12 protein-coding genes are annotated in these 13,078 nt (G+C 69.3%); 3 read left to right on the top strand and 9 right to left on the bottom strand.

Annotation, left to right across the window (positions count from 1 at the left end):
- Positions 1-72 precede the first annotated feature (72 nt).
- The 4 genes from ACFWBQ_RS19390 to ACFWBQ_RS19375 are packed head-to-tail and all read right to left on the bottom strand — an operon-like array spanning position 73 to position 4,945.
- Positions 73-1,245 (bottom strand): Gfo/Idh/MocA family protein, encoded by a 1,173-nt coding sequence (locus ACFWBQ_RS19390; RefSeq protein ID WP_385490191.1) that lies wholly within the window; start codon positions 1,243-1,245, stop codon positions 73-75.
- A gap of 39 nt (positions 1,246-1,284) precedes the next feature.
- The gene (locus ACFWBQ_RS19385) at positions 1,285-2,925 is read right to left on the bottom strand and encodes a hypothetical protein (RefSeq protein ID WP_385490188.1); all 1,641 of its coding nucleotides are present in this window, start codon (positions 2,923-2,925) and stop codon (positions 1,285-1,287) included.
- 53 nt (positions 2,926-2,978) lie between these two features.
- The gene (locus tag ACFWBQ_RS19380) at positions 2,979-3,938 is read right to left on the bottom strand and encodes a carbohydrate ABC transporter permease (protein WP_385490185.1); all 960 of its coding nucleotides are present in this window, start codon (positions 3,936-3,938) and stop codon (positions 2,979-2,981) included.
- Complete coding sequence (locus ACFWBQ_RS19375; RefSeq protein WP_385490182.1) at positions 3,935-4,945, bottom strand: ABC transporter permease; 1,011 nt, start codon at positions 4,943-4,945, stop codon at positions 3,935-3,937. Before ACFWBQ_RS19375 ends, ACFWBQ_RS19380 begins: the two co-directional genes overlap by 4 nt.
- A 399-nt stretch (positions 4,946-5,344) precedes the next feature.
- Between ACFWBQ_RS19375 and ACFWBQ_RS19370 the strand changes: the two genes are divergently transcribed.
- Entirely contained in the window at positions 5,345-6,589 is a 1,245-nt protein-coding gene (locus ACFWBQ_RS19370; RefSeq protein WP_385490179.1) for a DUF3472 domain-containing protein, read from the top strand.
- Between the two features lie 42 nt (positions 6,590-6,631).
- Here ACFWBQ_RS19370 and ACFWBQ_RS19365 read toward each other — a convergent pair whose 3' ends face one another.
- Positions 6,632-7,432 (bottom strand): DeoR/GlpR family DNA-binding transcription regulator, encoded by an 801-nt coding sequence (locus ACFWBQ_RS19365; RefSeq protein ID WP_385490177.1) that lies wholly within the window; start codon positions 7,430-7,432, stop codon positions 6,632-6,634.
- Between the two features lie 185 nt (positions 7,433-7,617).
- Here ACFWBQ_RS19365 and ACFWBQ_RS19360 point away from each other — a divergent pair, with 185 nt between their 5' ends.
- Positions 7,618-8,502 carry an SIS domain-containing protein gene (locus tag ACFWBQ_RS19360; RefSeq protein WP_385490175.1) on the top strand — a complete coding sequence of 295 codons (885 nt, stop codon included), beginning with the start codon at positions 7,618-7,620 and terminating at the stop codon, positions 8,500-8,502.
- Between the two features lie 53 nt (positions 8,503-8,555).
- Complete coding sequence (locus ACFWBQ_RS19355; RefSeq protein WP_385490173.1) at positions 8,556-9,398, top strand: acyl-CoA thioester hydrolase/BAAT C-terminal domain-containing protein; 843 nt, start codon at positions 8,556-8,558, stop codon at positions 9,396-9,398.
- Here the strand turns inward: ACFWBQ_RS19355 and ACFWBQ_RS19350 are convergent.
- Genes ACFWBQ_RS19350 through ACFWBQ_RS19335 form a run of 4 tightly spaced genes read right to left on the bottom strand, consistent with a single transcriptional unit; the run spans position 9,359 to position 13,070 of the window.
- Entirely contained in the window at positions 9,359-10,237 is an 879-nt protein-coding gene (locus ACFWBQ_RS19350) for a ketose-bisphosphate aldolase (protein WP_385490170.1), read from the bottom strand. The two genes, ACFWBQ_RS19355 and ACFWBQ_RS19350, sit on opposite strands and share 40 nt — an antisense overlap.
- Complete coding sequence (locus ACFWBQ_RS19345; protein WP_385490519.1) at positions 10,218-11,150, bottom strand: 1-phosphofructokinase family hexose kinase; 933 nt, start codon at positions 11,148-11,150, stop codon at positions 10,218-10,220. Before ACFWBQ_RS19345 ends, ACFWBQ_RS19350 begins: the two co-directional genes overlap by 20 nt.
- On the bottom strand, positions 11,147-12,127 hold the full coding sequence (locus ACFWBQ_RS19340) for an ROK family protein (RefSeq protein ID WP_385490167.1): 981 nt from the start codon (positions 12,125-12,127) through the stop codon (positions 11,147-11,149). Before ACFWBQ_RS19340 ends, ACFWBQ_RS19345 begins: the two co-directional genes overlap by 4 nt.
- On the bottom strand, positions 12,120-13,070 hold the full coding sequence (locus tag ACFWBQ_RS19335; protein WP_385490165.1) for an SIS domain-containing protein: 951 nt from the start codon (positions 13,068-13,070) through the stop codon (positions 12,120-12,122). Before ACFWBQ_RS19335 ends, ACFWBQ_RS19340 begins: the two co-directional genes overlap by 8 nt.
- Positions 13,071-13,078 lie beyond the last annotated feature (8 nt).

Below are 13,078 nucleotides of genomic sequence, written 5' to 3'. Positions count from 1 at the left end.
GGATGGGGCCGGAGCGAAAGCAGCGCCACGCGACGACCCCATCCCCTCCTCGGATTCCGGCCCGGGCTCTTCCTAGCGCACCTGACCGCGTTCGAAGTACGCGATCAGCCCGGGGTCGAGAGCCGGCACGTCGAACGGTGCACCGCCCTCGCGCAGCGAGCGGGTCGCGAGCACACCGGCGGCGACGCTCATCCGGGCGGCGACCGGCGAGGTGTCGGTGACGCCGCCGTCGCGGACGAACCGGCAGAACTCCTCCATGATCCGGCTGTCCCCGCCGCCGTGCGAGCCGTCGGCCTCCGGCACCCGGTAGGTGATGTCGGCCTCGGCGCGGTAACCACTGGGACCGGTGTTCCAGACCTTGACCTCGTCACCCGGGCTGTCGCCGAAGTTCTCCAGCCGCCCCTCGGTGCCGATGACGGTGTAGTTGCGCCAGTAGTCCGGGGTGAAGTGGCACTGCTGGTAGGCAGCCACGACGCCGTTGTCGAGCTGCATGTTCATCACCGAGACGTCCTCGACGTCCACGATGTGGTGCAGGTCCTTGCGTGCCGTCGGCGGCCAGTCGAACTCCCGCAGCCAGTTGTCAGGCCGCGGGGTGTCCGCCTCTCGGCGCGGCAGGTCGCCGTAGACGAGGAGATCGCCCAGCGCGTTGACGCGCCGGGTGTAGCCGCCTGCCAGCCAGTGCAGGACGTCGATGTCGTGCGCGGCCTTCTGCAGGAGCAGACCGGTGGTGCGGGTCCGGTCGGCGTGCCAGTCCTTGAAGTAGTAGTCGCCGCCGTAGCCGACGAAGTGCCGCACCCAGACGGCCTTCGGCTCGCCGATGTCACCGCGGGCGATGATGTCGCGCATCAGCCGCACGACGCCCATGTGCCGCATGTTGTGGCCGACGTACAGCCGCGACCCCGTCTCGTACGCGGCGCGCAGGACGTTGTCGCAGCTCTCGACGGTGATCCCGAGCGGCTTCTCGACGAAGACCGCCTTGCCGGCCCGGAGGGCATCGATGGCGATGACCTCGTGGGTGTCGTCCGGGGTGGCGATGATGATCGCGTCGAGGTCGTCCCGGTCGAGGAGCAGCTTGTAGTCCTCGACGGCGACATCGGCGGCGAAGCGCTCGGCCTCGCGTCGGCGCACCTCGGGGTCGAGGTCGCAGACCGCGGTGATCGCGGAACCCTGTCCGGGGTGGTGGGCGGACATCGCGATGGAACGGCGCAGGCCGAGCCCGATGACGCCGAGTCGCAGGTCTGACACGGGAGTCCCTTCTGTATGTACGGGTCGTGCGGGCGGTGACTACTTACCGGCGAGCGAGGCCTCGAACTCGGCACGCATCTTGTCGCCACCCCCGGAGCGCCACTTGCTCAGCTGCTCCTTGTACGCGGAGAGCGGCTTGCGGCCCGCGACGATGTCCAGCATGCAGTCGCTCATCGCGGTGGTGAGCGAGGGACTCTTGCTGGTGGACGTGTCGGAGAAGTGCCCGCTCGTCGGGTTCGTCTGGCTGATCTTGAGGAGCTCCTGCTGCCATCCGTGGATGTTCCCGGCCAGCTCCGACCTGCCCGGCAGGTAGATGTACTCGGGGCCCGCTGCGAGAAAGGCCAGCGGCATGGCCGTGGTCACCGCTTCGGAGTTCCCCTTGGCCGTGAGTTCGACGTCGCCCTTCGGCGTACGGGTGAAGTGCTTGCCCTCGATGCCGTTGTCGAGGAAGAGCCGCTCCTCGGTGCCGAAGGGGGCTGCCAGGTAGTCCATGACGCCCAGCAGCATCTTCACGCGCTCGGCGTCGGCCTTCTTGTTGATGGCGGTGTAGCCCACCGAGCCGTAGCCCATGTTGTACCGCGGCTTCGAGCCGGCCGTGGCAGCGAACGGCACGATGACGCCGAACGGGAAGTCGTACGTCTTGGCGTCCACCAGGAAGCTGGGGAAGGACTGCACATAGGCGCCGAGGGTCCCCTGCGCCATCTTCTCCATGGTGGTGCTGAGGTTGGGGTCGGGCCAGAACAGACCGGCCTTGGCCACCTTGACGGCGAAGGCCACGGCCTCCTGGTACTCCTGCGTCTCGTACATGTGCGTCAGCTTGCCGCCCTCCAGCCGCCAGCCGAGGGGCGCGCCGAACCACTGGCCGAACATGCCGATGTGGTTCACGTACGCCGGCTCCAGGACGTACTTGTTGCGCTTGACGTCCAGGAGCTCCTTGCCCTTGGCGAGGAAGTCCTCGGCGCTGCTGAACTCGGCACCGCCGACGGGCTTCCAGAAGTCCTGGTTGACGACGTAGACCTGGCCCATGGAGCCGTAGGCCACGGTGACGCCGCGGATCTTGCCGTTGACCACGGCGGTCTTCCACGCGGTGGTCGGCAGGTTCGCCAGGTTCGGGTAGTCCTTGACCGCGTCGCCCGAGAGATACGGGGTGAGGTCGTGGAACTTGGCGTCCAGCAGCTCCGGCACGCGCTGGATGCCCTGGTTCGGGGGGAACCAGACCAGGTCGGGTATGTCGCCGCCGGCCATCATGGCGTTGAACTTGGTCAAGTACGCGTCGACGCCCTGGTCCACGACGATCGTCATGTCGAACTGCGACCCGAGGCGCTTGTTCAGCTCCTGCCAGTAGGCGTTCTTGGCCTGCGGAGGGGCGGGGGTGGTGAAGGTCTCGGTGAGGGCTGTGATGCGGCTGCCGTCACCGGGTGCCTTGGCCACCGACTTGGTGAGGGCCTTGGGGTAGCGCAGATACGTGGCGTCCAGACCGGCGGCGTTGCCCGCCAGGTCCGCGGGGGCGGTCTGTGCGGCCACGTACGTCGGCAGCTTGAGCTTGGCCGACGCCTTGGCACCGCCCTTGTTGACCGTGGCACCGCTGCCGCATGCGCTCAAGGTCGACAGGCCGGCCACGGTCAGGCCGGCGATCCCCGCCGCGCCCATGAAACCGCGCCTGGACAAGTTGGTGGACATGGAGGCTCCTTGAAGTGGGTGAAGTGCCGGGGGGCGGTGGCCGGGTGGGCTGATCAGCCCTTGATCGCCCCGGTGAGGACGCCCTTGACGAAGAACTTCTGAAGGAAGGGGTAGACGCAGAAGATGGGCACGATGGCGATGATCAGCACGGCCATCTGCAGGGACGTCGCAGGCGGCACCGCATGGACGCCCATGGCCTGCGCGTTGATGCTCTGTCCGTTGAGCACGTAGCTGCGCAGGATCACCTGGATGGGGAACTTGCTCGCGTCGTTGAGGTAGAGCACCGCGTTGAAGAAGCTGTTCCAGTACCCGACCGCGTAGAACAGGCCGACCACCGCGAGGACCGCCTTGGACAGCGGGAGAACGATCCGGAAGAGGACGGTGACCTCACCGGCGCCATCGATCCGCGCCGCGTCGTACAGCTCCTCGGGAATGCTCTGGAAGAAGGAGCGGACGACCACGATGTTGAACGCGTTGAGCAGTACGGGAAGGATCAGCGCGGCGTAGGTGTCCAGCATCCTGAACTGCTGGACCGCCAGGTACGTCGGGATGATGCCGGGGGCGAAGAGGAACGTGCCGAGCACCAGCAGCAGGATCGGCTTGCCGAGGACCGTGCCGGGGCGCGAGGTGCCGTACGCGATCATCACCGTGCACGCGAGGCTGAGCGCGGTACCGATCAGCGTGACGAAGATGGAGACCACGGCGGCCTGGGTGACGACGCCACCGGAGAGGACGACCCGGTACGCCTCCAGCGTCGGGTGGTGCGGCAGCAGTACGTATCCGCCGTTGGCGTTCAGCTCCTCCCGGCCGGCCAGGCTGGTGCCGATGGCGAGGACGAACGGGTAGAGCACGATCACGGTGAGGACGGCCAGGGCCGCCGCCTTCGCGCCCTGCCCGTACCAGTGGGGGCGTTCCATCCACGGCGGCCTGCCGTGGGAGGCGCGGCCGCGCGCACGGCCCCGGGAGCCGGACCGCGCGGCGCGCAGTCGGGTCGCGACGGACTGCTGACTCATCGGTACACTCCCTGCTCGCCGAAGCGATGGGCCAGCTTGTTGGCGGCGAGGATGAGGGCGAATCCGATGACGCCCTTCATCAGACCGGCGGCGGTGCTCATGCCCCAGCTGCCGTCGATGACGCCGTGGAAGTAGACGTAGGTGTCCATGACCTCGGAGGCGTCCGGGCCGACCGCGTCACGCTGCAGGATGATCTGCTCGAAGCCGACCGAGAGAATGTCGCCGAGTCGCAGGATCAGCAGCATCAGGATCACCGGCCGGATGCCCGGCAGGGTGATGTGCCAGATCCTGCGGAGCCAGCCGGCGCCGTCCATCGCGGCGGACTCGTACTGGCCCATGTCGATGGAGGCGATGGCCGCCAGGAAGATGATCGTGCCCCAGCCACAGTCCTTCCAGATGGCCTGGGCGGTGATCAGCAGCTTGAAGGTGCCGGGGTCCGTCATCACGTTGCCGATGTCGACCCCGTGCGCCATCAGGAGCGTGGTGACCGAGCCCGCGCCACCGAGCACCTGCTTGAACATCGCGACGACGACGACCCAGGACAGGAAGTGCGGGAGGTACACGACGGTCTGGATGAACCGCTTGATCTTCTCGCTGATCAGCGAGTTGAGCAGCAGCGCCAGGGCGATCGGTGCGGGGAAGTACAGCAGGAGCTGGATCGCGGTGATCTGCAGCGTGTTGGACACCGCGCTCCAGAACTCCGGTTCGGCCAGCAGCGCGGTGAAGTTCGCGAGGCCGACGAACGGGCTCTGCTTGAAGCCCAGGAACGGCTGGTAGTCCTGGAAGGCGATGACGTTGCCCGCGAGCGGCAGGTAGAAGAACAGCGCGAAGTACAGAACACCTGGAAGGCAGAGCATCAGAAGTGCCCTGTCCCGCTTCAGGCGGAATCGGAGCGGCTTCCGCATGCCGGTCTTCCTGCGCTTCTTCCCGGCGGGCCGGTCCGCGTCGTCCGGGTCACGGGGCTGCGGCACGGGCGACCGCACGGCTGTGACCGGCGCATCTGCCATCGTCACAGGCACCTCCAGGGCTGATGGAGCGAAGGGATCGTCCCGCGATCGCGGATGCGGCACGCACCGGTGACGGTGCGGCCACGGCTCCCTCGCGGCGACAGCCACATAGTTCATGACAGCGCACCTCCATGGCAAGAGTTGTTCATTTCGCAGAGATAACGAACACCTACAGACATGTAAAAGTTCGGCAGATGGTCCGATTTATCCTCGCTTGGGCCCGAAGTCAGGCACGCATCGTGCACGGGCGAGCCACGGACGGGGCAAGGGATTGCCTCAACGTGATCGTCGAATCTCTTGCCAGAGCATTCATCACGGGTCCAGGATGCGTCCCGATGCTCGAACTTGCACCAGAAGGCATACCTTCCAACATCCTCAAGCAGAGATGGGTGAGCCCGTATGAGCTCCCGTACGCCCACGTCCGGCCTCGGTCGGCTCGGCCGCATCGCCGGAAGTGCCCTCACGGCACTGGCACTCGCAGCCGGCATCGGAATGTCCACGGCGGGCACGGCACACGCCAATGAGGACGGCTGGGGGGACACCCCCGGCACGTACACCCACTACGACTTTCCCGCCGGGACCCCGGACCTGTCCTCCGTGACGTGGAGTACCACGGTCACCGCCGACCCGGGCTTCACCTCGCACACCTTCTGGTCGCACCAGTTCGGCTTCAACCAGGGGAACGGCGGCTACATCGGCATGCAGGACAACGGGGGCGAGGACCAGCTGTTCCTTTTCTCCGTCTGGGACGTGAACCAGGCCAGGCCGGGCAGCAGTGGCAGCTGGTGCCAGGACTTCGGCGGTGAGGGCACCGGCTACAGCTGCCGGATGAACGTCCCGTGGAAGGCCGGTCACACCTACACGTTCGACGTGACGTCGGAGGGTGGCGGCTGGTTCGGCGCCACCGTCGAGGACACCACCGCCCACACCTCGTTCAAGCTGGGCAGCATCCTGACCCCGGCGACCGGCATCAAGACGGCCGGCATGGTCGACTGGGTCGAGTACTACGAGTGGAGCATGACCCGCTCCACCTGCGTGCAGCAGCCCTACAGTGCGGCCACGTTCGGTCTGCCCGAGGCCACAACCCTGGACAACACCCAGGTCACCGCCAGGGCCACCCGACCCGAGAACAACGGCGACTGCGCCAACGTCACCAGCACGGTCGGTCCCGACGGCGGTGTGCAGGTGCTGGGCATCGGCAACTCGACCCGGGACGCCGTGACCAACCGGGCCGGCAACTGCCTGGATGTGGACGGCGTGGACCACCCCCAGCTCGAATGGGCCGAGGACGCCGATCTGGCCGCCGACGAGAACCGGGCCGCCGTCGTCGAGACCTGCCACCGGCGTACCGACCAGGGCTGGGTGCACGGCGCCGACCGCACGCTGCGCCTGGTGAACAACTTCTGTCTGACCGCCGCGCCCGAGCCGCTCGGGAACGGCAAGAAGGTCCCGGTGACGATCACGACCTGCGCGGGCGCGCCCGGGCCGCTGACGACCTGGACGTACGGCGCACGCGGCTCGATCGTGAACGACGCGACCGGCCGGTGCCTGTACGCGCCGGGCGGCGACGAGACCGGGCACCGCGTGGAGCTGCGCGACTGCACCGGCAAGGCGGACCAGGAGTGGACCGCGCCCCGCAGCTGATCCTGCGGAGGAGCGGCCCACCCGGACGGGCCGGTGTCACGGTCACACAGCGATGACGGTGACACCGACCTCGGTGAAGCGGGCCCTCGCCTCGGGGGTGATGCCGGTGTCGGTGACCAGGAAGTCGACCTGCCCGAGATCGCAGACCCGCGCGAAGGCCCGCTTGCCGATCTTCGAGGAGTCGGCCGCCACCACCACTCGCTGGGCCTGCTGGGCGAGCAGCCGGTTGATGCTGGCCTCGCCCTCGTGGTGGACGTACGCGCCCCGCTCGGTGTCGATCGCGTTGACGCCCAGCACGGCGACGTCGAGGGTGATCTCACCCAGTACGCCACTGGCCAGCGGGCCCGTCAGCTCGAACGACTGGGGCCGGGCCACGCCTCCGGTGACCACGATCTTTATCTGCGGCCGGATCACCAGCTCGTTGGCGATGTTGAGGGCGTTGGTGACGACCGTCAGGGTCGGCTGGCCGACTGCCCCGACCACACCGTCACCCACGAGATCCGAGCGCACAGCGAGCGAGCGGGCCACCTCCGTGATGGTGGTCCCGCCGGTCAGCCCCACCACCTCGCCCACCGCGACCAGGTCGGCGACGGCACGGCCGATGGCCTGCTTCTCCGGAGCGTTGCGTCCCGTCTTGTAGCGCAGCGCCAGCTCGTAGCTGACGCCGTGCGCGACCGCGCCGCCCCGGGTGCGGGTGAGCAGTTGCTGTTCGGCAAGCTGGTCCAGATCGCGGCGGATGGTCGCGGCCGAGACATCCAGTGTCCTGGCGGCGTCCTCGACGTCCACCCTGCCGTTCTTACCGACGAGTTCCAGCAGTTCGTTCCACCGGGCATCCCTGGACAAGAGAAATCTCCTTACGGGTCCGGGATGCGAGCACCCATCCCCTTGGGCGCGGTCACCGGACACGCGCAAGCGTCGCACAAGACTCCAACGAGTCAAGTCATCTGCAATAAGAATGCTCTACAATGCTCGCACATTGCGATTAGCGCACGTAAACGAGCATCCCATCACGAGTTCGGAGTGCACAAGTGTCATTTGTCGAGATCGAGACAGCCAGCCAGCCGGACTGCTGGCGTCGCGCCGCCGACCTGGCACCGAGCCAGTCGGCCGCCCTGCCCGTGACCGGTGAGCGCATCGCCGTCGTCGGCTGCGGCACGTCGTTCTACATGGCGCAGGCCTACGCCGCACTCCGCGAGGAATCCGGGCAGGGCGAGTCCGACGCGTTCGCCGCCTCGGAGTTCCCCTTCGGCCGCAGCTACGACCGGGTCGTCGCGCTCACTCGCTCGGGCACCACGACCGAGGTGCTGAACCTGCTGGGCCGGCTCCGCGGCGTCACCCCTACCGTCGCGATCACGGCCGACCCGACCACCCCGGTGATGACCTCGGCCGACGCTGTCGTCGTGCTCGACTTCGCCGACGAGCAGTCCGTGGTGCAGACCCGGTTCGCCACGACCGCGTTCACGCTGCTGCGCGCCCACCTCGGCCTGCACACCGACGCCGTGGTCCGCGACGCGGAGACGGCACTGGCCGAGCCGTTGCCCGAAGGACTGCTGGACTGCACCCAGTTCACCTTCCTCGGCCGGGGCTGGACGGCCGGTCTTGCCAACGAGGCCGCGCTCAAGATGAAGGAGGCATCGCTGTCCTGGACGGAGTCGTACCCCGCGATGGAGTACCGCCACGGACCGATCAGCATCTCCACCACCGGCACCGCCACCTGGATGTTCGGAGCCGCGCCGGAAGGGCTCGACAGCCAGGTGCTGTCGACCGGGGCCCGCTGGGTGGAGAGCGGCCTGGACCCGCTGGCCGAGCTGGTCCGCGTACAACGCCTGGCGATCGCCCGCGCCGAGGCCGCGGGCATCGACCCCGACAGCCCCCGCCACCTGACCCGCGCGGTGATCCTCGCGGACGCCTGACCGGCGGATGAACATCGTCGAGCGCACGCTCACCGTTGCGCACAACGGTGGGCGTGGCGGCACCTGCGAGGGGTTTCTCGCCGCTCCGGTACGGGGCGGCGGGCCCGAACGTCCTCGTCCTTTCCGGGTCGAGCGGCCGGATCGAGGACGAGCGATGCCGGATCCTGGCACGGGAGGGCATGACCGCCCTGTCGGTCCGCTGGTTCGGCGGTCCGGGGCAGCCGCCGGGCATCTGCGAAGTCCCGCTGGAGACATTCGTGTCCGCGACCGAACTGCTCCGGTCGCGCGGTGCCCGGCGTATCGGGGTGCTGGGCGTCTCCAAGGGAGCGGAGGCCGCCCTGCACCTCTCGGTGCTGGACCCTGGTACCGATGCCGTGGTGGTGCTCTCCCCCACCTCGCTGACGTGGGCCAACATCGGCCCCGGCCGCGACGGCCGGACACGGCCCTACCGGTCCTCCTGGACCTGGCGGGGCGAGGGGCTGCCGTTCGTCCCCTACGACGACAGCTGGACGCCGACCGGGGCGGAGGGGGATCCCGTCGCCGTCCTCGGCTGGTACGAACGCAGCCGGCGCACTTTCGCCGACCGCCTCGACGCAGCTGCGATCCCGGTGGAACGGTCCGCCGCAGACCTGCTGATCGTCGCGGGCGGGGACGATGCGATGTGGCCGTCGCTGCGCTGCGCCGAGGATCTGGCCGCCCGGCGGCGGGCGGCCGGCCTGCCGGTACGGGTGATCGCCCGTGCCGACGCCGGACACCGCCCGCGCTTCCCCGGAGAGGGCCCTGCGCCGGTCTCCGAGCGGTTCCTGCACGGCGGTTCGCCCGTCGCCGACGCGGCACTCGGCGCTGCCGCCTGGCCTTACGTACTCGACGTACTGCGGGGACCGGACGACACCTGAACCGGCGCGGACGCGAGGACTCCCAGGAGTCGTGCTACTTCCCCGGCGACCGCAGCGCGTGCGGGGCCGAGGTACGAGCGGGGGTCGACGGTGTCCGGGTGGGCGCCGAGATACTCACGCACGGTGCGGGTGAAGGTCTTGTTGAGGTGCGTGGACACGTTCACCTTGGTCATACCCGCGGCGACCGCCTCGGCGAGGCCCGCGTCGCCGACCCCGGACGATCCGTGCAGGACGAGGGGAACGCCGACGGCTGCCCGCAGACGTGCGATGAGCTCGAAGTCGAGGACGGCGTCCCGGGTGAGCATGGCGTGAGAACTGCCGACAGCGACGGCGAGGGAGTCCACGGCGGTCGCCGCGACGAAGGCCGCGGCCTCGTCGGGGTCGGTGCGCACACCGGGGGCGTGCGCGCCGTCCTTGCCGCCCACCTCGCCGAGTTCGGCTTCGACCAGGACGTTCGCGCGGTGGCAGTAGTCCGTGATCTCCCGGGTTGCGGCCACGTTCTCGCCGTAGGGGAGCTTGGAGGCGTCGAACATCACGGAGGTGAAGCCGAGTTCGACGGCCTGGCGGACCAGGCCGGCCGATTCCGCATGGTCGAGGTGGACCGCAACCGGGACCTGTGCCATCCGGGCCAGGGCGATGGACGCGAGCCCGATCGGAGCGAGCGAGCCGTGATACCTGGCGGTGTTCTCGCTGATCTGGAGAACGACGGGCAGTCCGGCGCTCTCCGCTCCGGCGACTATGGCCTCGGCGTGCTCGATCTGTACGACATTGAATGCCCCGACGCCCGAAACACCGGCGTACGCGGGGTTGATGATGTCGTCAATGGGTGACAGGGGCATGGGTTCTCTCCACGGAGACGGTGCTTCGGAACTGGTCGTAGACGCCGGCGTCGAAGTCGCCGGCCAGGGGACAGGGAACAGCGGCGGCCGAGAGAGCCACGGCCTCGCGCAGGATGCTCGGCCACGGCGTTCCCGCGTGGAGCCCGGCGGCGATCGCGGCGACGCAGGCGTCCCCGGCACCGGTCGGGTTACCGGTCAGCCGGCGCGGGGGTGCGGCGCGCCAGGTTCCCCCCGGTGTGACGGCATGGAGGCCGTCCGGCCCCCTCGACGCAACGACGGCTCGGGCGCCCAGTTCCCGCAGGGCTTCGGCGGCGGCTGCGGGATCGTCGCGACCGGTGGCCTCGATGATCTCCGCCGCATTGGGCTTGACGACGGTCGGACGGGCGCCCAGGGCCGCGAGCAGGGCGGGTCCGGCGGCGTCCAGGATCGTCGTCGCCCCCGTCCCGGCGGACAGCCGGACGAGTTGCGCGTACGCGTCGGACGGCAGGCCGGGAGGCAGGCTGCCGGACAGGACCACCACCCGGGCGTCACGTACCAGCTCGGCGAACCGCGTCACGAAGTCCACCCAGGCCGACATCTCGACGTGAGGTCCGGGCTCGTTGAAAACGGTGGCATCGCCGTCCTCGCGGGACACCACCGTGACCGTTCGCCGCGACTCGCCTCGCATGGGAACCAGCTCGTCCCTCAGACCGGCCGCGCTCAGGCCGTTCCGCAGCGCACGGCCTGTCGAACCGCCCGCGAGCCCGGTCACTGCCGTCGGTGCGCCCAGGGCCGACAGAACGCGAGCAACGTTGATGCCCTTGCCCCCGGCCCGTTCGGAGGATCGGCTGACACGGTGTGAGCCGTGCGGCACAAGAGCGTCGATGTCGTAGGTGACGTCGAGGGCCGCGTTGAGGGTGACGGTGAGGATCACGACGTCGGCACCGCCGAGGTCTGTGGCCGGCGGCGAGGCGTTCTCGCGTCGTTCGCCGCGTGCCATGCGGAAAGCCCCGCGCCCAGGCAGCCGGCCAGGTCGCCGAGCGCCGCGCGGACCAGCTTGGGCTCCCGCTGGAAGGTGAGCCGCCGGGCCAGGGACAGGCGCAGCGGGTCCAGGAGCCGGCTGCCGGCTTCGGCGAGGCCGCCGCCGAGGACGACGACCTCGGGCGCGAGCAGCGTCACGGCGCTCGCCAGCGCTGTGGCGAGCGCCTCCACCGCGCGGTCCCAGACCGCCTGGGCATCGGGGTCGCCGTGCGAGAGCTGTGCCGCAACGGCGGCTGCGCCGTCGACCTGGCGCCCGGAGCGTGCGCCGTACGCCGAGGCGATCGCTGCTGCCGATGCGACGGTCTCCAGACATCCCCGGGCGCCGCAGGCACAGGCCTCTCCGTCCGGCTCGACGACGACATGGCCGAGCTCGCCCGCGTAGCCGCCGGCGCGGACCGGCCTCCCGTCACAGAAGACGGCTGCGGAGATCCCTGTCCCGACGGGTACGAACAGGACGTTCTGTGCTCCGCGGCCTGCACCGAGACGGCATTCGGCGGCGCCTCCGGCCCGCACGTCGTGCTCCAGGGCGACAGGAAGGCCAGAGGTTCCTTCGAGGAAGGCGGCCGACGGCACGTCACGCCAGCCGAGGTTGGCCGAGTGGACAGCTGTCGCTCGTTCCTCATCGACGATGCCCGGCACTGCCAACCCCACACTCCGTACGGCCAGCCCCCGTTCCGCCGCACTTCGGTCGAGGCCACGCAGGGTTGCGGCTATCTCGGTGATCACCGCGTCCGGACCCGACCGGCGGGGCGTCGCTCTTCGCACGGTCCGCAGGGACTTCAGGTCGCGGTCGAGCAGCGCCCCCTTCATGCTGGTGCCGCCCACGTCCAGAGCGATGACGCAGTCGCGTTCGTCGCCGCTGTCACGCATGGAGGTGGCCGAGAATCACGGAGCGGCTCAGGTTACGGGGACGATCGGGATCGTAGCCGCGGACCTCGGCGAGGTGGACGGCCAGCCGCTGAGCCAGGATCAGGTCCGCCAACGGGTCCAGATCACCGGTGGCGTTCCCCGACCCGGCGACGATCGTTCCGCCGACCCGGGTGACGTCGCCGTCCAGCCCCTGCGGAGTCGGGCCGAACACCCAGGCGACCCGGCCCGGACCGGTGATGCTGATCGGCCCGTGCCGGTACTCCATCGCCGGGTACGCTTCCGTCCACGCTCCGGCGGCCTCGCGCATCTTCAGCCCGGCCTCCAACGCGAGACCGTAGGTCCAGCCGGTGCCGAGGAAGGTGAACTGCTCGGCGGCGCACACCGCGACGTCGAGGCTCACCGCGATCGCCCGCCGTGCATCCGCAATCGCCAGATCGACCGGACGCGTACCGGCCGGCAGTGCACCCTCCGCCTCCAGATGCGCCCGCAGCAACACCAGGGTGGTGGTGGCGAATCGCGTCTGCACCACCGACTCCTCGTCGGCGAATCCGAGCACGGCGACACCGTCGGCCGTCCGCATGACGGGGCTCTCCGGATCCGCGGTGATCACACCGGTCCGGGTGACTCCCTTCAGCCGCGCCAGGAGGTCCAGGACCTCCGTCGTGGTTCCCGACCGGCTGATCGCGAGAACGCGGTCGTAGGTGCGTCCGTAGGGGAACTCCGAAGCGGCAAAGGCATCGGTCTCACCGTGCCCACCGCTCTCACGCAGCTCCGCGTACGCCAGGGCCATGAACCAGGACGTTCCGCAACCGACGACGGCGACGCGTTCGCCACGCCGCGGCAGAACATCGGAGAAGAGGCCGAGGGACTCCACGGCCTGCAGCCACGTGTCCGGCTGCGAGGCGATCTCGACACCTGTGCGGGAAGACGCTGTGATGGACATGTGGACGA

The sequence above is a fragment of the Streptomyces sp. NPDC060035 genome, from assembly GCF_042736635.1.
Taxonomy (GTDB): domain Bacteria; phylum Actinomycetota; class Actinomycetes; order Streptomycetales; family Streptomycetaceae; genus Streptomyces.
This window is presented reverse-complemented; position numbering and strand designations above follow the sequence as displayed.

What these genes read in the sequence shown, in the direction of transcription:
- ACFWBQ_RS19380 (WP_385490185.1), bottom strand. Translation starts at nt 3,938, where the DNA reads ATGAGTCAGCAGTCCGTCGCGACCCGACTGCGCGCCGCGCGGTCCGGC.
- ACFWBQ_RS19350 (WP_385490170.1), bottom strand. Translation starts at nt 10,237, where the DNA reads ATGCCCCTGTCACCCATTGACGACATCATCAACCCCGCGTACGCCGGT.
- ACFWBQ_RS19375 (WP_385490182.1), bottom strand. Translation starts at nt 4,945, where the DNA reads ATGGCAGATGCGCCGGTCACAGCCGTGCGGTCGCCCGTGCCGCAGCCC.
- ACFWBQ_RS19385 (WP_385490188.1), bottom strand. Translation starts at nt 2,925, where the DNA reads ATGTCCACCAACTTGTCCAGGCGCGGTTTCATGGGCGCGGCGGGGATC.
- ACFWBQ_RS19370 (WP_385490179.1), top strand. Translation starts at nt 5,345, where the DNA reads ATGAGCTCCCGTACGCCCACGTCCGGCCTCGGTCGGCTCGGCCGCATC.
- ACFWBQ_RS19340 (WP_385490167.1), bottom strand. Translation starts at nt 12,127, where the DNA reads ATGCGTGACAGCGGCGACGAACGCGACTGCGTCATCGCTCTGGACGTG.
- ACFWBQ_RS19335 (WP_385490165.1), bottom strand. Translation starts at nt 13,070, where the DNA reads ATGTCCATCACAGCGTCTTCCCGCACAGGTGTCGAGATCGCCTCGCAG.